This is a genomic window from Rhizobium sp. 10PS4 (genome assembly GCF_032464805.1).
Taxonomy (GTDB): Bacteria; Pseudomonadota; Alphaproteobacteria; order Rhizobiales; family Rhizobiaceae; genus Rhizobium; species Rhizobium laguerreae.
The window spans coordinates 138,738-156,334 of sequence record NZ_JAWDIW010000011.1 but is presented as its reverse complement, the minus strand read 5'-3'; the positions used below and the strand labels follow the sequence as shown (position 1 = coordinate 156,334).

At 60.5% G+C, this 17,597-nt stretch carries 17 protein-coding genes; 9 read left to right on the top strand and 8 right to left on the bottom strand.

Annotation, left to right across the window (positions count from 1 at the left end; translation table 11 throughout):
• Positions 1-22: 22 nt before the first annotated feature.
• The 3 genes from RWJ89_RS21620 to RWJ89_RS21605 form a co-directional block, all read right to left on the bottom strand.
• A complete protein-coding gene (locus tag RWJ89_RS21620) occupies positions 23-820 on the bottom strand; it encodes a DJ-1/PfpI family protein (RefSeq protein WP_105010503.1) in 798 nt (265 codons plus the stop codon).
• A gap of 514 nt (positions 821-1,334) precedes the next feature.
• The gene (locus RWJ89_RS21610; RefSeq protein ID WP_168263884.1) at positions 1,335-2,027 is read right to left on the bottom strand and encodes a GntR family transcriptional regulator; all 693 of its coding nucleotides are present in this window, start codon (positions 2,025-2,027) and stop codon (positions 1,335-1,337) included.
• Positions 2,028-2,215: 188 nt separating this feature from the next.
• Positions 2,216-3,571 (bottom strand): FAD/NAD(P)-binding protein, encoded by a 1,356-nt coding sequence (locus tag RWJ89_RS21605; protein ID WP_316031405.1) that lies wholly within the window; start codon positions 3,569-3,571, stop codon positions 2,216-2,218.
• A 261-nt stretch (positions 3,572-3,832) separates the two neighbouring features.
• Here RWJ89_RS21605 and RWJ89_RS21600 point away from each other — a divergent pair, with 261 nt between their 5' ends.
• Together RWJ89_RS21600 and RWJ89_RS21595 are read left to right on the top strand one after the other, a co-directional pair.
• Positions 3,833-4,114: a type II toxin-antitoxin system Phd/YefM family antitoxin gene (locus RWJ89_RS21600; RefSeq protein WP_077980909.1), complete on the top strand. Its 282-nt coding sequence runs from the start codon at positions 3,833-3,835 to the stop codon at positions 4,112-4,114.
• Complete coding sequence (locus tag RWJ89_RS21595) at positions 4,111-4,440, top strand: type II toxin-antitoxin system RelE/ParE family toxin (protein ID WP_222062228.1); 330 nt, start codon at positions 4,111-4,113, stop codon at positions 4,438-4,440. Before RWJ89_RS21600 ends, RWJ89_RS21595 begins: the two co-directional genes overlap by 4 nt.
• A gap of 29 nt (positions 4,441-4,469) precedes the next feature.
• On the opposite strand, the gene repC is transcribed toward RWJ89_RS21595, so the two are convergent.
• From repC to RWJ89_RS21570, 5 genes are all read right to left on the bottom strand, one after another.
• Positions 4,470-5,768 carry a plasmid replication protein RepC gene (repC, locus tag RWJ89_RS21590; RefSeq protein WP_131664885.1) on the bottom strand — a complete coding sequence of 433 codons (1,299 nt, stop codon included), beginning with the start codon at positions 5,766-5,768 and terminating at the stop codon, positions 4,470-4,472.
• Positions 5,769-5,967: 199 nt separating this feature from the next.
• Complete coding sequence (repB, locus tag RWJ89_RS21585) at positions 5,968-6,957, bottom strand: plasmid partitioning protein RepB (protein ID WP_222062106.1); 990 nt, start codon at positions 6,955-6,957, stop codon at positions 5,968-5,970.
• Positions 6,954-8,171 carry a plasmid partitioning protein RepA gene (gene repA / locus RWJ89_RS21580; RefSeq protein ID WP_017958286.1) on the bottom strand — a complete coding sequence of 406 codons (1,218 nt, stop codon included), beginning with the start codon at positions 8,169-8,171 and terminating at the stop codon, positions 6,954-6,956. The genes repB and repA overlap by 4 nt, the downstream gene beginning before the upstream one ends.
• 292 nt (positions 8,172-8,463) lie before the next feature.
• Positions 8,464-8,781, bottom strand: coding sequence for a hypothetical protein (locus tag RWJ89_RS21575; protein ID WP_168343560.1), 318 nt, complete (start codon positions 8,779-8,781; stop codon positions 8,464-8,466).
• Positions 8,782-9,439: 658 nt separating this feature from the next.
• Positions 9,440-10,525, bottom strand: a complete 1,086-nt coding sequence (locus tag RWJ89_RS21570) for an ROK family protein (protein WP_131641972.1) — start codon at positions 10,523-10,525, stop codon at positions 9,440-9,442.
• 123 nt (positions 10,526-10,648) lie between these two features.
• Between RWJ89_RS21570 and otsB the strand changes: the two genes are divergently transcribed.
• The 7 genes from otsB to RWJ89_RS21535 all read left to right on the top strand — a co-directional run bounded on the left by otsB (position 10,649) and on the right by RWJ89_RS21535 (position 17,522).
• Positions 10,649-11,428 carry a trehalose-phosphatase gene (gene otsB, locus RWJ89_RS21565; protein ID WP_020047778.1) on the top strand — a complete coding sequence of 260 codons (780 nt, stop codon included), beginning with the start codon at positions 10,649-10,651 and terminating at the stop codon, positions 11,426-11,428.
• Between the two features lie 200 nt (positions 11,429-11,628).
• A complete protein-coding gene (locus tag RWJ89_RS21560) occupies positions 11,629-12,513 on the top strand; it encodes an AraC family transcriptional regulator (protein WP_222011094.1) in 885 nt (294 codons plus the stop codon).
• A gap of 214 nt (positions 12,514-12,727) precedes the next feature.
• On the top strand, positions 12,728-13,801 hold the full coding sequence (locus RWJ89_RS21555) for an ABC transporter substrate-binding protein (RefSeq protein WP_222011095.1): 1,074 nt from the start codon (positions 12,728-12,730) through the stop codon (positions 13,799-13,801).
• Between the two features lie 70 nt (positions 13,802-13,871).
• The gene (locus tag RWJ89_RS21550) at positions 13,872-14,693 is read left to right on the top strand and encodes an ATP-binding cassette domain-containing protein (RefSeq protein WP_131664881.1); all 822 of its coding nucleotides are present in this window, start codon (positions 13,872-13,874) and stop codon (positions 14,691-14,693) included.
• Positions 14,690-15,949 (top strand): sugar ABC transporter permease, encoded by a 1,260-nt coding sequence (locus RWJ89_RS21545; protein WP_222062108.1) that lies wholly within the window; start codon positions 14,690-14,692, stop codon positions 15,947-15,949. Before RWJ89_RS21550 ends, RWJ89_RS21545 begins: the two co-directional genes overlap by 4 nt.
• A gap of 25 nt (positions 15,950-15,974) precedes the next feature.
• Positions 15,975-16,703 carry an SDR family oxidoreductase gene (locus tag RWJ89_RS21540; protein ID WP_222011097.1) on the top strand — a complete coding sequence of 243 codons (729 nt, stop codon included), beginning with the start codon at positions 15,975-15,977 and terminating at the stop codon, positions 16,701-16,703.
• Positions 16,704-16,757: 54 nt separating this feature from the next.
• Positions 16,758-17,522 carry an SDR family NAD(P)-dependent oxidoreductase gene (locus tag RWJ89_RS21535; RefSeq protein ID WP_077980898.1) on the top strand — a complete coding sequence of 255 codons (765 nt, stop codon included), beginning with the start codon at positions 16,758-16,760 and terminating at the stop codon, positions 17,520-17,522.
• The last annotated feature ends 75 nt before the right edge of the window (positions 17,523-17,597 follow it).

Sequence of the window (17,597 nt, the reverse complement as noted above, 5' to 3'; positions counted from 1 at the left end):
GCGGCCACGCGCCACTGCCGTGTCACGCTGCAGCGCGCTTCCGGTCCAACGCAGCGATCAGGGCCACGGCAATCGGATGATCCGAACGGGGATTCTGCCCGGTGATCAATTCGCGATCCTCGATCACATAGGGGTCGAAGTCGACGGGCGTGGTGCTCACGATACCGCCCGCAAGGTTTAGCGCGAGTGGCATGTCGAAATAGATCTTGGCGTGCAGGATGGTGTCCTCGATGACCTTCTCCTCGGTCGCCGAAAAGACCGTCATCTTGTAGCCCGCATATTGCCAGCCCTTGGCCCATTCCTTCGCCTTCTCGGGATCGCCGGCGATCAGCGCCGCGCGGAACTCGCGCGCATAGGGCATTGCCGCAACGGCAGAGATCGGGCCGTGGCATAGCATCGCGGTGGGCTTAGAATGCTCGTGGAAGTGGCGCAGGATCTCGCCGATCTCCTGGTCCTGCATCAGGTCGACGATCGGCGCCTGGCCGCCGGGAATGTGCAGGCCGACATAGCTGTCCAGTCCTTCATCGAGTACCGAGCGCAGGGTGCGCGCCTTCATCGACGGGTCGTTTGCGTAGTAGTCCTTCGCGCGGGCATAAGCCGCCTCGTCTCCGCCGAAGTGTGCGGCTGCGTCCGACGCCCGGTCGATCGTCGGCGGTGTTCCGTCCGGCGTCGCAAGCACTACCTCATAGCCGGCTTCGATCAGGGCCATCGCCGGTACGACCGTCTCATTGAGATACTGGCCGGTGACGCCCCAATAACCGCCCTTCGTCTCGATCCGGGTCGCGTTCGACCCAAGAACCACGACTTTTCCCTTGCTCATGACTTCCTCCGTGCCTTGCATTACGACTGCAGCGATGGAGTAAGTCTTATACTTTTCTCCCCTAGATGGGGGTTAGGTGCGGTTAAATCCGGTAAGGTGCTTTTACGGCCCTTGTTCCGGTGAAAGTTGTTCTCCGGCACCGGCGGTGTACCAGGGCCGAGACGAGGCGGACCACACCCTTGAGCACGCGTTGCGCTGCCTCTGCGAGGCGCCGGTGGGCGTCGAGCGGCGCATCGGAGATGCTGGAAGCACCTGAAGTTCGAGGAGCTCGCGCCGCTTACCGACGCGGGGCTGACGCGCCAGGGACTGTTGGTTCGAACCTTCCAGAGGACTGCCTCAAGAAAGAGACGGTTGTTGCCGCCGCTGCGACCGGGGTCGGTGTCCTTGCCATGGAATGGGGAGTTATCTTCTCCCACTGCCTATCCGGCAAATCTGTGCGAATCATCCTCAAACTCTTCAAAAGGAGCTTGAATCATGATGCGTCCATCGGTGAAACCCTGAATCTCAACAGACCCTAGTCGGCAGGCTTCTTGGCGGACAGCACCGCTTCGGCAATCGCGCTTGCGGCGGCGACGTGATCCATAGCCGCCCGGTAAGCCCCCTCGCCGTCACCACGGCGGATCGCGTCCACGATCTTCGACATCTGCAGCGGCCCTTCGATGCCGCGCCGCTCGGTCTTGATCGTCATCGAGCGCAGGTGGTTTATGCGCACGGTGAGCAGATTGACGACACCCCAGGCAACGTTCCTGTCAACCATCGTGAACAGCGTATGATAGAAGGAAGAAGTGTTCGTCAGCACAGCCGCCATATCGTTGTCACGGTAACTATTGCGGATCCCGGCCAGAGATTCCTCCAGCGCGGCGACGATTTCGGGGCTGCGGCGCTCGGCGCACAGCCGCGCCGCCATGCCTTCCAGCGCGCCGCGGATCTCATAGATCTGTTTAGCTTCCTCGATGTCGAGCTGCGCGACGATCGGCCCCTTGTTCGGCAGATTGGCGACAAGCCCTTCCGATTCAAGATGCCTCAGAACCTCGCGCACGACCGTTCGGCTGACGCCGAGCTGGGCGCAGAGGTCACGCTCGACAAGGCGATCTCCGGGACGGAAGTATCCGTTAACGATGGCTTCGCGGACCTTGTCGAGCGCCAGTTCCCGCAAGGTCTTTGCCGGACGCTCGACTCGAATTGCGTCCTTCAGAGCACCGCTCATTGTCTACCTCAGTGTTGGACTTTGCACGCTCAACTTCCGCCGCGGCAGCCGAATGCAAGAATCGTATTATGGCGTACCAGATACTGTAGCCGTCGGCGGCCGGCAATTCAACAAGCACAGTGCGGATCTGCAGCACCGCGCGTCTTTGCAGACGCGCAACGGACGCTCTGCTGCCTGCACGTCGAGAGCTAACCTCTTGAAACAATCTCCTCGGCCACGGCCTTGGCCTGCACCCGGATATCCGGGACGGTGGTGATCTCCCAGAATTGCCCCGCCGTCAGGGCACCAACCGCAAACAGTCGGGCAGGCGAGATCCGGGACGGGGCTATCACCTCGGACGGCACCTGGATCCCGAGGCCAAGAGGATCGGGGATGATCAACTCAAAGCGGCTCATCTCCTTCAAAAGCGGTGAATGACTGATGCCGGCCCGCTCCATTCCCGTGCAGTTGACGAGCCAGTCCGCCCGGATCTCGGCGATCTCGCGCGTCGCTCTGACCCTGTAGCTGGCAGCTAGCCGCCCCTCCTCGGCCCCGAGCGATTTCAGGAAGCCCGCGTGGAAACGAACGGTTCCGTCTAAGACCAGTTTCTCAAACCTGTCGAACACGTCAGGCGCGACCCGGTGACGGTGGATGTTCCACCAGGGAAGCGCATGCCTGAGGAATCGTGCCCGCTCCTCGCTCGAAAGCCGTTGCCAGAGAGCCTGCGTTGCAGGCCTCAGGCCATCCATCACGGCTCGCCAGTCGGCAACCGTCCTGCTCTTCGCCCGCAGGGTCTTCAATATGCCGCTGAGCGTCTCGGGAAGCGCCCGAACGTCGATCGGCAGAGGCACTGGCGGCTTCGATGCGTGTCCCAGGGGTGCAAGCCCGCGCCGCGAAAGCACATCAATCCTGCCGCTGTGGCCATGGGCGCGAAGCGCGAGAACCTGATCGATCATCGTCAGGCCAGATCCGAGGATACACACCGCCTCGGATGGTGCGACACGCCTCAGCCAGGAAAGCCGCCACGGGTTCTCGATGATCCGCGATCGCAGCGATGCCGGGACGCCATCCGGATCGACCGGAAGGGTCGCGTTCCCGACGCCGAGGCAGAGCACCACGTTCCTGCCGGCAATCTCATCGCCATTGCCGAGATGGAAGGCCAGCGTGCTGCTGTAACGTTCCACGCATCCCGCCGCCTTAGCCTTGATTAAATCGACCCGGCAACGGCCGTCCCGTTTTCGAAGCAGCCGCGCAAGCGTATCGCGGACATAAAGACCGTAATCGCTGCGCGAGGCGAAATCGCCGGCCTGCAACGGGCGTCCATGGCTTTTCAGCCAGTCGACAAAGTCGTCGGGTTGATGCCGCAACAGGCTCATGCGGCCGGCGGGAACATTGAGGCGATGGAGATAGAGCTCTGTCCGGTAGGCCGTCCCGCGGCCGAAGCCAGGATCGTCGCCGACGACGGCAACCTTCGCCGAAGCGGGAAGCTGCTCGATGAGATTGCAGGTAACCGCTATCGCCGAAAAACCGGAACCGACCACGATAACATCATATGTCAAATGCATTCTCCCTGAAGCTCGGAACGTCATCGAGACAATTCGCCATTCAAGCCCCGTGTCGCTCACCGGTCCCTGCTGATCGCAGGAGCGCAGAAACGCGCAAACAATTATCTCTATAGTCTATAAATATAGTTTGTTATTTCTCCCGCTAGCCCCAACGATTACGCTTTTGAAATCGGAAGCCGGGAATGTGCGCCGCCACCATCGAAAGGCTTCTTTCAATCAACCACTTGATGGTCTATATTCTGGTCGAAAGGGAGTAAGTGCATGAAGCTGTCAGAACAGGTGAAGCCGATCAGCTATCTCAAGGCGCATGCGCCGGAGATCATCCGGACGTTGAAGGATAACCCGCAGCCGGTCGTCATTACGCTTCACGGCGAGGCGAAGGCCATCCTTCAGGACGTCGGCCAATACGAAGAAACGCAGGAGACGCTGGCGCTCCTGAAGGTGCTGGCGCTCACCAACCGGCAGGTCGAGGAGGGCAAACTGCGCCCAGCTGCGGAATCTTTCGCACGCATCCGCAAACGTCTGAAAGACAGCCAATCCTGAGGCCATATCGCGTTCTTTTCTCTGAGGATGCGGAACGCGACATCGAGGATCTCTATCGCTTCATCGCCGGCCGCGAAGGCGCCGAGACGGCAGAGCGCATCCTGACGGACATCGAGCGCGCGTGCGCCGAGCTTGAAGAATTCCCCGCCCGAGGAAATATTCCGAAGGAGTTGGCGGGGATCGGAATTTCCGAATATCGGGAACTCCACCATAAGCCGTGGCGCATGATCTATCGGATCCTGGGCACGGACGTCGTCGTCTACTGCGTCCTAGACGGACGGCGCGACATGCAGAGTTTTCTGGAGCGAAGGCTTATCCGCGCTTAGCCATACGCTGCCCACACGGAGGTTGAACACTATCCAACCTTCCGGCCGGCCGGTGCGTTTGCCCGCAGAAGCGCCATCAGCATCGGGCCGATCGCGAATTCTCCCTTTTCGCTTCGCCGCGTCAGGCCACGAAGATAGCCACCGGCCGAATTGATGTGGCCGCCGCGCTCCAGGATGCATGCCATCACGGTCGCGGCATTTTCCGGCCCCATCACATTGGCGGCCTCCTCGTAGGCCGACGGACTGACGCCCAGCATCGATCGAACCGCAACCGCTGCGGTCATCAGATCGCGCCAGTTGCGGATCGCACCACCCGGTCCATAGGCAAGGACTTCCGGGCAGGCCTGCAGAACGAGGCCGAGCGGGAAGGATTTCAGTTCGCCACCATCATTGCGGCCGCCCGACTGCCGACTTTCCTCCTGCCGGCCCGGACGGGTTGTCTCCCCCCTCCCCTCTTCCAGCGTCTCCGCCTCTCGCCCTTTGTCTTGCTCCGCCATCGCCCCCGGCTTCGTTTCGAAGCTTGGTTCAAGTTCAATGGTAGATTCGGGGTTTGAATTCTGTATGTGACGCTCGATATAATCGGCATTGCCGCGCTGTTTTGTCGATTTAACCCGAATTTCCAGCCGGTTAAGAATATCTGCGCGCAGTGCCGTCAATTCATCCAGCAACAGTTCAAGCTGCGATGTGGTCGGTGATCGCGGCAGGCCTTCGATCAGGTCCCGGAATTCGCCGTAGAGGCCTTGCCAATCCCCAGGGATCTGTTCTTCGACGGCCGCTTCGATCAGTTTTGCGACGTCGCGGCGGCACAGAGTGATACGCTCGCGCAGATGCTGGACATGCAGCCGCTCAGCCATCACTTCGGCGGCAAGCTGTTCGATCTCCTCGGCACGGGCAAGCAGCGGCGCCAGCGAGAAGCCGAAAGCCTCATCGATCTCCCCTGCCCTGTCTCTGCGGACATACCGCTTGCCATTGGGACTATCCTTGCGCAGCAGAAGGCCTGCCTCGACGAGCGCGGCAAGATGGCGCCGGACGGTCTGTTCGGCCATGCCATGCGTTCTGAGAGAAAGCTGGATGTTCGACGGGAAGACGATCAAGCCGTTTTCCTGGGCCAGCTCGTTCTTCGGATAAAAGCTCAAAAGCGCGTTGAGCACGGCAAGCGCCCGATCGCCGATGCCGAGCAGCGGCTTTGCTTCGCATAGTGCGCGAAACAATTTCCACTTGTCGACCGACTGATCCGGCCTGATCTCCCCGGCCATGACTTGGTTTGCAAGCATGCCAAGCGTCATCGACCGTCGCCCGAAGGGCGTCGTCACATTCCCGGTTTCCATATCTTTCACCTCAACGAGGCAAAAGAAATCCGCTCACCAAAACGGCGCCAAAAACTCTTGACAGCGATTCTCGGAAGTGCGATTCTCGGAGGTGTTCAAGACTACGAGGAAAGCTTCCGTGACGGTGACGTTCGGGGGCTTTTTTCTTTTGCGCGTTATCTCCTATCCGGATTGTCAGCTGACAACCGGTCTAACTGCCTCATTTTCCCTCGTTTTCCTCTTCGAACTCGGCGGCGAGGCCTATCAACCGCTGAGCCAGGAATTCCGAAAACGCCGCCGATTTGACGGTGATGCGAAAGCTTTTGCCGGAGCGGGCCACCAAAGCAAGCGGCGCGCCCCCTTGGGTCCGGAGCGTCTGCTCGGCCCGCTGCGGTGCGCTCTTCTCCTCCAGTGCCTTCCAGATGACATCGAAGCGGCTGTTGGTCTCCAATGCGTCGAAACCGGCGGCACTGATTGCGGCCCGCGCCTTTTTCTGTCCGCCCGTCTCTCTGAACTTCTCGGCAAACGCCAACCAGCGTGGACGACCGACCTTGGGGGCCGGCCCGATGGCGAGAATGAGCTCGGGGTCGATCGTCTGAGCCACCTGCAGGAGCCTTGACGTTTCCGGCTTGTCTGTCGCCAGCGCCTTGGCAATCATGTCGCGGCTGAAGCCATGTTCATCCATGCGGCGTGCAAACAGTGCCCGCTCGATAAAACTCAAGTCGACACGGGGGCCATTTTCCTGACCCTGTGCGAGGATCAACTCTTCATCCGTGAGCTTTCGCACGACGGCCTTAACGGGAACCCCGATCTCTGCCGCCGCTCGCAGGCGCCTGTGGCCATAGGCGGCCTGGTAGTGCCCGGCCCTTACCGGGTCCGGCCGCACCAGAATCGGAACCTGCTGTCCGCTTTCCTGGATGGACTGCTTCAATCGCTCGAACTCGGCATCCTTATCGACCGGGATACGGTCGCGGATGAAGGACATTTCGACAGCTGCCGGATCGATCTCCAGCACCTTGTCGCCCGAGGCCAGCGATTCGCGCAGCGCCTTGGCGGCGGCTGCTTCCTCTCCCAACCGTCCAAGCGACAGGTTCATCGCCTTGACCGCTCCGGATGGCCGATGCGGCTGTTGCACGCTTGGCACCTCCGGCCGTGTCGGCTCGACGGCACCGACCATGCTCTTCAGGATGTCGCGTCCTTTTGGGCTCATGTCCTGCTCCATGCACTGCGAATGAGTTGCTCGACCTCGGCATTGACGCTGTCGACGGATTCCACCCCGCGGTCATAGGTCTGGCGATGCATCGTCTCGCGTCCCGCCTCGTAGATTGTCTGCTTGGACAGACCCGCATCCGAGACCGCTGTCGACTTGACCATCATCGAGGTCAGCACGCGCTCGCCGAACAAACTGCGAAGGAAGGCGACGATCTGCGCCTGCGGTCCATCATTGGCCTCATAGCGGGTGATCAGATAGCGCATCCAATCATAATCGAGATTGCCGCCTGCCTGCTTGACCACGGCCAGAAGATCGGAGGTCATCGTCAGGAACTGGTTCATCGACGCGACGTCGAGCATCTGCGGATGGACGGTAATGAGGACGGAAGTCGCGGCACAAAGAGCAGACAGTGTCAGGAAGCCGAGGGTCGGCGGGCAATCGATGATGACGACGTCGTAGCTCTGCTCCAGCGAATGCAGCGCATTGCCGACCCGCATGAAGAACATGTCCTTGTCGTCGCGGTTGGTGTCGGCGAGCGCCTTTGGAGTATCGTGCTCGAACTCGTGCAGTTCGAGATTGCCGGGAATGAGATCGAGCCCCGGAAAATAGGTCTGGCGGACGATGTCGGCTACGTCGCGGCGCGTTTCGTCATATTTGATGGCACCGTAGAGCGTCTCGTTTTCGCCGACGTCGAATTCGGGCTGATATCCGAGCATCGCCGACATCGACGCCTGCGGATCGAGATCGACGGCGAGCACGCGGTAGCCGCGAAGAGCCAGGAACTGCGCCAGGTGGATGGATGTCGTCGTCTTGCCGGAGCCACCTTTAAAATTGGTGACCGCGATCACCTGGAGATGGTCGCCCGGCCGGCGCATCGGCAGATAGGAGGGTTTGGTGCGCCCGAGATGGTGGCGCATCGCATGAATTTCCTCAAGCGAGAACACCCGTCGACCCGCCGCCGTCTTTTCGGGATTGATGCTTTCCACCTGCGCGGCGAGGTGGCGAACATAGCTGTCGGTGACACCGAGCAGCTTGGCAGTCTCGGTGCTGCTGAACCGCCTTAGCGATTTGCGGGCGTCGGGCGAAAACAACCGCTCGAACAGCACCTGCAATTGGCTGCTGAGCATCGTCGAGTCCTGCGCGATCGTCTCGTCGATCGAGACTCGACTCGCTCTCTTGGCTTTCTCAACAATCGCGGCCTTGGTCGGCATTCACGCAAATCCTGATAAATCGGGTCATTTTGCGCAAATGATCGTGAGTCTGCCGATTCCGTCAAGCGATTTCTTGGTTAGCCAATGGATAACAAACCGGATTCGACGAAAAAATCATGTGGAATTCCGGAATCTTAGCGCCGTTGTCAGCTGACAATGGCGACCGTGTCCGCCTCCATCGACGGCCACCCTTAGCGCATCTCAGCATATTTCAACACGGCAGAACGCCATTACCGACGCACTGGAAGACAACATCCACCGCTTAGGCATGCCTGATCAGGCAATCCGTTTCTCATTTATAGGCAGGCGAGCGGCACAGGCTTTCGACCTCCAGTCCGCGGACGGATTCGCTGCCGGAGGCCTTGTCATTTGCGTCTTGGGTTTCGGCGACGCGGCGTGGCTGAACAAGGCTCAGCATTTGTTCGAGACGGCCGGCATTGAGCGGAGCGCTTATTCCCTTGAAGTTCATGATCCATCTTTCGTCTGCGCATCGATTGCGTGAAGTTGTGGAGATAAGCGCAATTTGAACCTGCCGAGAACCGCCCACCGGCGTTATCACCATCTTTTCCGATGCCGCGCTGGAAAGGGGAGGGGAGACTTCCATCTTCAAGCGCCGCTCGGAAATGCGGCCTTCGGCAGCGAGGCTCGCCGTCTCGGATCGCTTCGGCGCGCAGAGATCTGTCATGCGAGACTGAATCTTCGCCGGCGCACCGGCGAACCGGCGCTTTCTCCGATCACGAGGCATCGCCGGAATTCCGAGATTCCGGTGTGGGCCTCACTTCAGGGAGCGCTGTCGCTGAGTGATATCGGGGAAGGGGAGGTGTGGCCGGGGTCTAGATCGGCAGAATACCGAGAGCAGGGGGCGTTGAAAGGTGGGGATCGTTTGTCCGCAGATCCGATCGATCGCCAGGCCAGGCCGATGACACCAGTCCGATCAGGTGCTGGCAGTTGTGCGCGAATAGGTTTCCGACATCCCGCGGGCGTCATCCTCCGCGAAGATCACAACAGCGCATGCTAGGCGAATCAGGTCGCGGCGGGTATGATCGATACTGCTAGTCGGGATCATGCGTTGGTATCGCAGACGTTTGCCGATAGCCTGATCTCACTCCTGTTCGGCAAAGCGGCTATCTTCCCTAGCGGAACTTATTGGCAAGTTCGCTTCCGTCTGCGGAATTCCTTCTTGTTTACCTGCTATTTACCATAGTGCTCCCACGGCCCGGTCGATCCGGCGTTCATTGCGTGCAGAGTTGCGCGAGGCAGGCATTCCACTATCGCGCCTTCGTTCCCTCGCGATTCGTAAAATGCGCATTGCCCAACCCGGTGCCGATGGTCAGCACCGCCCATCTCGACACGTCGTTCATAAAAGGGATCTGCGACAATCCCTGCACGACGGCATCGTTGTGCATCATTACGAATGTGCTGTGGTCGCCGATCTCGGGAATGGCCTTGATCAGTGCGGCGGGAAGGTTGAAGCTGTCACTTTCCCAATTTCCGCCCGGCAGGTTTTGTCCACCGCGTTCGATCGAGCCATCGGCCTTGATGATGCCCGGACAGGCGATCCCAATAATGGGAGCAAGTTTCAGATTGGCCTTTTCGGCCTTGTCGATCAGGTCCTGCAACATCGCCGCCAGCCTCTCTACCGTTCCGCTGCGGCTTGGCTCGTCATCGGCATGGCGCCAGATCGCCGATTCCCAGACACTCGCATCCGCAAAGTGCGGTGTCTTTTCCTTTCCGAACTCGACGACGCCGGCGCGCACGTTCGTGCCGCCAATATCGACGGCAAGGATGGCCTCATAACCCTTGAACATCCACCCCGGCATGAGATGGACTGAGCCGATCAGCCCCGCCTCGTCGGGATGATGGACGATCGGCACAACCTCGATATTGAGGCCGGCCGCCTTGAGAAGAACCATGGTCCTGGCGATCGCCAGTTCTCCGAAGCGACTTCGCCTGAAGCCTCCGCCAACGACAATGCGCTCGGTCTTGGACCAGCGCTCGTCCTTGAGGAACTTTCCGATCACCTCGGCAAAGTCCTGGGCAAAGTCCTCCACCGCTCCCATGACCAGAGCGGCAGCCTCCATGTCGTCGCCCGTCAAGAGGGCCTCGATCTTTTTCTTGGAAAGCTTTGTCGTCGCGGTCTTGCCGATCGGATCGTCCCCAAACTTGCGGATGCGTTTTCGCCAATCGTCGAGCTTCTGCTGGAACGTCTTCTTATTGGCGTTGTCGCCAACGAAGCCGTTCTTGTCACGCAGTTCATTGTTATAATCATCGATGGTCACCAACGGCAGAACTATGGCGCCATGTGCCAATGGTGCATGGATCTCATCACGGGGCTCGGAACTGCCTTTGGGCATCAATGTACCTTCTGCCGCGCGAGGTCTCGAACAGGCGGCGAGATACAACGCGGACTAGCTCTGGATGTTCCGGAGTCTGAAAAGTCACCTTGCCCTCGCCGACTGGCGACCTAGCTTCAATGATTGCAGAGTTTGGAGAATGCCGTGCAGGACGATGCCGCTACCCAGGAAATGCTTTCAATGGTCTTGGAGGAGCCGGACCGCTGGGCAATGTTTCTCGATATTGACGGGACGCTGCTCAATCTTGCGCCCACACCGGATGCGATCGAGGTCCCGGAGGCGCTTCCCGGACAACTTCATCGCCTGTCGAACAAGCTCGGCGGCGCCTTGGCGCTGGTCACCGGACGGTCGCTTGCTTATGCAGACGCGCTGTTCAAGCCCTTTGCATTTCCGACAGCGGGCCTGCACGGCGCAGAAATCAGGAACGCAGCTGGAATGCAGACGATCGAGGCGACACCTGAATTTCAGGCGCTGAAGCATGCGCTGACCGCAGAAGCCGAGCACTACCCCGGCGTCTTGATCGAGGACAAGGGCGCGGCCGTTGCCGCCCACTACCGGCTGGCGCCCGAATATGAAAAGGTGCTCGATGAGCGCATGCGCCACTATGCGGAGATCGCCGGGCCGAACTGGGCATTGCAGCTTGGCAAGATGGTGTTCGAGCTGCGTCCGGCACGGTCGAGCAAGGGCGATGCGCTGGAGCGGTTTTTCCAGTCCGACCCGTTCAAGAACCGCTCCCCGATTACCATCGGCGATGATCTGACCGACGAGTCGATGTTTGCGATCGCCAATGCCCGCGGCGGCGTTTCCGTGCGTGTCGGTGCGATCGGCGCCCCGAGCTGCGCCACGAGCCGGCTGTCTTCTTCTGCGCTGGTCAGAAACGTCATTGCAGCCTTGGCCGCCTGAGGCCGGCCCTTGGACGATGTGCAAAGTGGGATTACTGCCGTCCTTACACCGGTTGCGCAGCGCCGATTGTCAAAAAAGTATCGGTTTTAGCCGGGAATCGTGGTGGCGGGCGTGACACGAGCCCACTACACTCCCCTTAACAATAAAGCCAAAAAGGGAATTTGGCAGGCGGCTTGGAACCGTCCTCGGAGGAGGAAACAATGGAACCTGACTTGGAAGTCATTCAGATCCGCCCGGGCGAATCTTTCGCAACGAAGGCGCATGGCTATCCCTACCATACGGTTCGTTGGCATTTTCACCCGGAATACGAACTTCATCTCGTCGTGGCGACAACAGGACGGTATTTCGTCGGCGACTTCATCGGCGAGTTCGAGCCTGGTAATCTTGTGCTTGCCGGGCCTAATCTTCCACATAACTGGATCAGCGATGTCCCGACGGGATCGAGCATCCCGCTTCGATGCCAGCTCATCCAGTTCAGCGAGAATTTCATCATCGACACGATGAAGGTGCTGGCCGAACTCGGCCCCTTCGAACCTGTTCTCGAAGCCTCCCGCCGCGGCGTGCTTTTCGGCGCCGAGACCAGCCGGCAGGTCGCACCTTTGATGAACGAGGTGCAGCAGGCGCAGGGTGTGCGCCGTATCGAGCTTTTCATGATAATCGTCGGCCTGCTCAGCCGCGCACAGGATGCGCAGCTTCTCGCCAGCCCGAGCTATCTGCCCGATCCTTCCGGTTACATGTCGGCCGGCATCAACAAAGCGCTCGCCTATATCAGGGAACACCTGACCAAATCCTTCGACGAAGCCGATCTCGCGGCGATTGCTGGACAATCGACAGGCGCCTTTTCGCGCGGCTTCCGCCGCCATACCGGCATGTCGCTGGTACAGTATGTGAAACGCCTGCGCATCAACCTCGCCTGCCAGATCCTGATGAGCGATGACCACGCATCGATCACCGATATCTGCTTCGAGGTCGGCTTCAACAATCTTTCTAACTTCAACCGGCAGTTTCTCGCGGAAAAAGGCATGACGCCTTCCCGTTTCCGACGGTTGTTGGGTGACAATATCAACGTGGCAAAGGCGGCCTAGAGGAGCCGAACGAGCACGTCCAAGGGAAGAGGAGGACGAGGAGGAGGAACGAAAACTGACACTGACTTGAACGCGAGCACGCGATGAGCGGCTCGTGATCCGAGATGCCTGTCCTCAAAAACGTCAAACCGCCGGGACAGGCGCGACCGTTCCTTCAGCCGAACGGCCACAACAGAACAGTGCGATCACTACACAATTTTTTCAATGGGAGGAGATGGAAATGATGAAATTCTCAACACAGGCGGCAGGCGCCGCGGTATTTGTCCTGTCCTTGCTGGGCGGTACTTCCGCCTTTGCGCAAACGGCCGTTTCGGATGCGACAGTGGCATTCCTCATGCCCGACCAGGGCTCGACCCGCTACGAGGAGCACGACCACCCGGGCTTTGTCGCGGAAATGAAGAAACTTTGCGCGTCGTGCAAGGTTCTCTATCAGAACGCCGATGCCGATATCGCAAAACAGCAGCAACAGTTCAATTCGGCGATCACGCAAGGCGCCAAGGTCATCGTGCTGGACCCGGTGGATTCGGCGGCCGCCGCATCGCTCGTCCAGCTCGCACAGAGCCAGGGCGTCAAGGTCATTGCCTATGACCGTCCGATCCCGAAGGGGAAGGCCGATTTCTACGTCTCCTTCGACAACAAGGCGATCGGCAAGGCGATCGCGGAATCGCTCGTCCAGCATCTGAAGGCACAGAAGGTGCCGACCGAAGGCGGCGGCATTCTGCAGATCAACGGTTCACCGACCGATGCGGCTGCCGGGCTGATCAAGGACGGCATTCACGAGGGTCTGGCGAGCGGCGGATACAAGACGCTTGCCGAATTCGACACGCCCAACTGGCAGCCCGCGAACGCCCAGCAATGGGCGGGCGGGCAGATCACCCGCTTCGGCAAACAGATCGTCGGCGTGGTCGCTGCCAATGACGGCACCGGCGGCGGCGCCATCGCAGCTTTCAAGGCGGCGGGTATGGATCCGGTGCCGCCGGTCACCGGTAATGATGCGACGATCGCTGCGCTGCAGCTGATCATAGCAGGGGATCAGTACAATACGATTTCCAAGCCGAGTGAAATCGTCGCCGCTGCCGCTGCCAACGTCGCCGTGAAGCTCTTGGCCGGAGAAACGATCAAGGCCGAAATGACGCTCTACGACACGCCCGCACAGCTCTTCGTACCGGCTGTCGTTACCGCCGAAAACCTCAAGGCCGAGATCATCGACAAGAAGATCAACACCGCCGAGGAGCTGTGCACCGGCCGCTATGCCGACGGCTGCAAGAAACTCGGCATCACCAAGTAATCGAGTCAAGGGAAAGCGCGGCCGGCCACCGGTCGCGCTTCCGATTTTCGCTTTTTCGAAAGGCCAGGCGATGTCTGAAAACTCTCATACTCCTGACCCTTCCCGTCAGCCTGTCCTCAGTCTGCGTGGAATATCGAAGAACTTCGGAGCAGTGTCGGCGCTCGCCGATATCGAACTCGATGTGTATGCCGGCGAGGTCGTGGCACTGGTGGGCGACAACGGCGCCGGCAAATCGACGCTTGTCAAGATCCTGGCCGGCGTGCACCAGCCAAGCTCGGGCACGATCTTCTTCGAAGACAAACCGGTCAACTTGTCGAGCCCGAGCGCCGCTCTCGACCTCGGCATCGCAACCGTCTTCCAGGATTTGGCGCTTTGCGAAAATCTGGACGTCGTCGCCAATATCTTTCTCGGCAAGGAGCTCAGCCCCTATCAGCTCGATGAAGTCAAGATGGAGATCGCTGCCTGGAAGCTCTTGAACGAGCTTTCGGCCCGCCTTCCGAGCGTGCGCGAACCCGTCGCCTCGCTCTCCGGCGGACAGCGCCAGACGGTAGCAATCGCCCGATCGCTGCTGCTCCAGCCGAAACTGATCATGCTCGACGAACCCACAGCAGCGCTCGGCGTCGCCCAGACCGCTGAAGTGCTTGACCTCATCGAGCGCGTGCGGGAACGCGGCCTCGCCGTCATCATGATCAGCCACAATATGGAGGACGTTCGCGCCGTCGCCGACCGTATTGTCGTCCTTCGGCTCGGACGCAACAACGGCACCATGCCGCCCGACGCATCCAACGAACAGCTCGTCAGCGCCATCACCGGTGCATCCAACAATTCCGTCTCCCGCCGCGCGATGCGCCGCAAGGCGCAAAGCCAACAAAACGAGGAGGGCAGGCCATGATGAAGACCATCCAGAATGAACCGGCAGCACCTGCGCTCCTCGACCGGCGTGACGAAAGAGTGCACCACGACGATAGCCTTGCCGGCTCGATCCGCACCTTTGGAGATCGCATCCGCTCCGGCGATCTCGGTTCGCTGCCGGTCATTGTCGGCCTGGCGATCATCTGGACGGTGTTCCAGGCGCTCAATCCGGTGTTTCTCTCGAGCAGCAACCTCGTCAACATGCTGTTCGACTGCTCGACCGTCGGCGTCATCTCGCTGGGTATCGTCTGCATCCTGATGGTGGGTGAGATCGATCTGTCCGTCGGCTCCGTCAGCGGCTTCGCCTCGGCACTGGTCGGCGTCTTCTGGGTCAACCAGGGCTGGCCTGTGGTTCTGGCGATCCTCGCCGCCATGATTGTCGGCGCCCTGATCGGCTCGCTCTACGCGTTTCTCTTCAACCGCTTCGGCATGCCGAGCTTCGTGTCGACGCTGTCGGGGCTGCTCGCGGTTCTCGGCCTGCAGCTCTATATCCTCGGAGCGACCGGTTCGATCAATCTTCCCTATGGTTCCTGGCTCGTGAGTTTCGGCCAGATCATGGTCATGCCGGACCCGGTCGCCTATCTGCTGGTGGCCCTTGCCGGCATTGCCTTCTTCTTCTCCAGCTACCGCACCTCGGCGCGCCGGCGGGCGGCCGGCCTGTCGGCGAAATCGGCCGGCGGGCTGCTTGTCCGCGCTATCATCATCACCGTCGCCCTGGAAGCAGTCGCATTCTATCTCAACCAGTCGCGCGGCATTCCCTGGATGTTCGGTCTTTTCGTCGGGCTCGTCGCCGCGATGAACTATGCGCTGACGCGCACGAAATGGGGACGCTCGATGCATGCCGTCGGCGGCAACAGGGAGGCTGCCCGTCGTTCCGGCATCAACGTCTCGCGCATCTATACGAGCGCCTTCGTCATGTGCGCCCTGCTTGCTGCCACCGGCGGCGTTCTCTCCGCCGCGCGGCTGGCGACGGCAAGTCAGCAGGCCGGAACGGGCGACGTCAATCTCAACGCCATCGCCGCAGCAGTCATCGGCGGCACGAGCCTGTTCGGCGGGCGCGGCAGCGCCTATTCAGCCCTTCTCGGCATCATCGTCATCCAGTCGATCGCCAGCGGGCTGACGCTTCTCGATCTGTCGTCATCGCTTCGATACATGATCACCGGCGCTGTCCTTGCCGTCGCCGTCATCGTCGACTCGTTGGCACGCCGATCGCGAATTTCGCACGGCCGAGCCTAAAGCAACCAGAAAGCAGAGGAAGAAAATGGGACAGGATCTGTCTGGAAAAGTCGCGGCCGTCACCGGAGCGGCGTCGGGTATCGGCCTTGAATGCGCCAAGGCCATGCTTGCCGCGGGCGCTCGGGTCGTGCTGGTCGACCGAAATGAAGACGCCTTGAAGGAAATCTGCTCGAAACTCGACGCCAACGCCATTCCCTTGGTCATCGATCTCACCGATCCGAAAAGCGTCGAACGGATGATGCCTGAGATTTTGGAAAAAGCCGGCCAGTTGGACATCTTCCACGCCAATGCCGGCTCCTATATCGGCGGCGAGGTGCTGGGCGGCGACCCGGATGCCTGGGACCGGATGCTCAATCTGAACATCAACGCCGCCTTCCGCTCGGTGCATGCCGTTCTGCCGCATATGGTCGAGCGCAAGACCGGGGATATCATCCTGACGAGTTCCGTCGCCGGCATGGTCCCCGTCGTCTGGGAACCGATCTACACGGCCTCGAAACATGCCGTCCAGGCATTCGTCCATACGCTGAGGCGGCAGGTGGCCAAGCATGGCTTGCGCGTGGGCGCCGTCGCTCCAGGCCCCGTGGTCACGGCCCTCCTCAGCGATTGGCCGCAGGAGAAGTTGGACGAGGCGCTCGCAGCAGGCGGCCTGATGGAGGCGAACGAAGTGGCCGAAGCCGTGCTCTTCATGCTAACACGCCCACGCAACATCACCATCCGCGATCTCGTCATCCTGCCGCAGAGCGCCGACATCTGACGAAAGTGCATCCGCCTTCTACACTCGCGAACCCACTCAAGAGAGGAAACGGCCATGATCTTCGACAGATTTCGCCTGAACGGACAGGTGGCGCTGGTGACCGGCGGCACGCGCGGCATCGGGCTTGCGATCGCCGAGGCGCTCGGCGAGGCGGGTGCCAAAGTCATCATCACGGGCAGAACCCGCAATCCGGCCGCGGAAGACCAGCTCTCCAAGGCCGGCGTCGATTGCGATTTCATCGCCGTCAACCTGACGAAGGAAAGCGCTGCCGACGAACTCGTCGCTGAGACTCTTTCGCGGGCGGGGCGGCTCGACATCCTCGTCAACAATGCCGGCATCGCCATTCACGGCGACAGCGGCGAATTTCCCGATACCATCTGGCGCGAGATCATGACGGTCAATGTCGACGCCGTCTTTCGCGCCTGCCGCGCCGCATTAGCACCGATGCGGCGCCAAGGCGGCGGCGCCATCCTCAATATCGGCTCGATATCGGGCATCGTGTCCAACATTCCCCAGAACCAGGTCGCCTATAATACCTCCAAGGCGGCGGTCCACATGATGACGAAAAGCCTCGCCAGCGAGGTGGCCGCCGAGAATATCCGCGTCAACGCCATCGCCCCCGGCTACATCGAGACCGATCTGTCGCGCGGCGGCATCGACAATCCCGACTGGTTCCCGACCTGGCGCAGCATGACCCCGATGGGACGCGTCGGGCAGCCGGAGGAGGTGGCGGGTGCCGCATTGTTCCTCTGCTCGGCGGCGGCAAGTTATGTCACCGGCGAAGTGCTGGTTATCGACGGCGGTTATACGACGCGGTGAGACGCGAACATTCGAGTTGGGAGGGGTGGCACGCAATAGCTTGGTCGGTGGCGAGTTTATATCTCCTGCCGTCAT

Excerpts from the sequence above, each read along its gene's own strand:
- RWJ89_RS21620 (WP_105010503.1), bottom strand. The coding sequence starts at position 820 with ATGAGCAAGGGAAAAGTCGTGGTTCTTGGGTCGAACGCGACCCGGATC.
- RWJ89_RS21610 (WP_168263884.1), bottom strand. The coding sequence starts at position 2,027 with ATGAGCGGTGCTCTGAAGGACGCAATTCGAGTCGAGCGTCCGGCAAAG.
- RWJ89_RS21605 (WP_316031405.1), bottom strand. The coding sequence starts at position 3,571 with ATGCATTTGACATATGATGTTATCGTGGTCGGTTCCGGTTTTTCGGCG.
- RWJ89_RS21600 (WP_077980909.1), top strand. The coding sequence starts at position 3,833 with ATGAAGCTGTCAGAACAGGTGAAGCCGATCAGCTATCTCAAGGCGCAT.
- repC (WP_131664885.1), bottom strand. The coding sequence starts at position 5,768 with ATGGAAACCGGGAATGTGACGACGCCCTTCGGGCGACGGTCGATGACG.
- repB (WP_222062106.1), bottom strand. The coding sequence starts at position 6,957 with ATGAGCCCAAAAGGACGCGACATCCTGAAGAGCATGGTCGGTGCCGTC.
- repA (WP_017958286.1), bottom strand. The coding sequence starts at position 8,171 with ATGCCGACCAAGGCCGCGATTGTTGAGAAAGCCAAGAGAGCGAGTCGA.
- RWJ89_RS21570 (WP_131641972.1), bottom strand. The coding sequence starts at position 10,525 with ATGCCCAAAGGCAGTTCCGAGCCCCGTGATGAGATCCATGCACCATTG.
- RWJ89_RS21560 (WP_222011094.1), top strand. The coding sequence starts at position 11,629 with ATGGAACCTGACTTGGAAGTCATTCAGATCCGCCCGGGCGAATCTTTC.
- RWJ89_RS21555 (WP_222011095.1), top strand. The coding sequence starts at position 12,728 with ATGGAAATGATGAAATTCTCAACACAGGCGGCAGGCGCCGCGGTATTT.
- RWJ89_RS21550 (WP_131664881.1), top strand. The coding sequence starts at position 13,872 with ATGTCTGAAAACTCTCATACTCCTGACCCTTCCCGTCAGCCTGTCCTC.
- RWJ89_RS21545 (WP_222062108.1), top strand. The coding sequence starts at position 14,690 with ATGATGAAGACCATCCAGAATGAACCGGCAGCACCTGCGCTCCTCGAC.
- RWJ89_RS21540 (WP_222011097.1), top strand. The coding sequence starts at position 15,975 with ATGGGACAGGATCTGTCTGGAAAAGTCGCGGCCGTCACCGGAGCGGCG.
- RWJ89_RS21535 (WP_077980898.1), top strand. The coding sequence starts at position 16,758 with ATGATCTTCGACAGATTTCGCCTGAACGGACAGGTGGCGCTGGTGACC.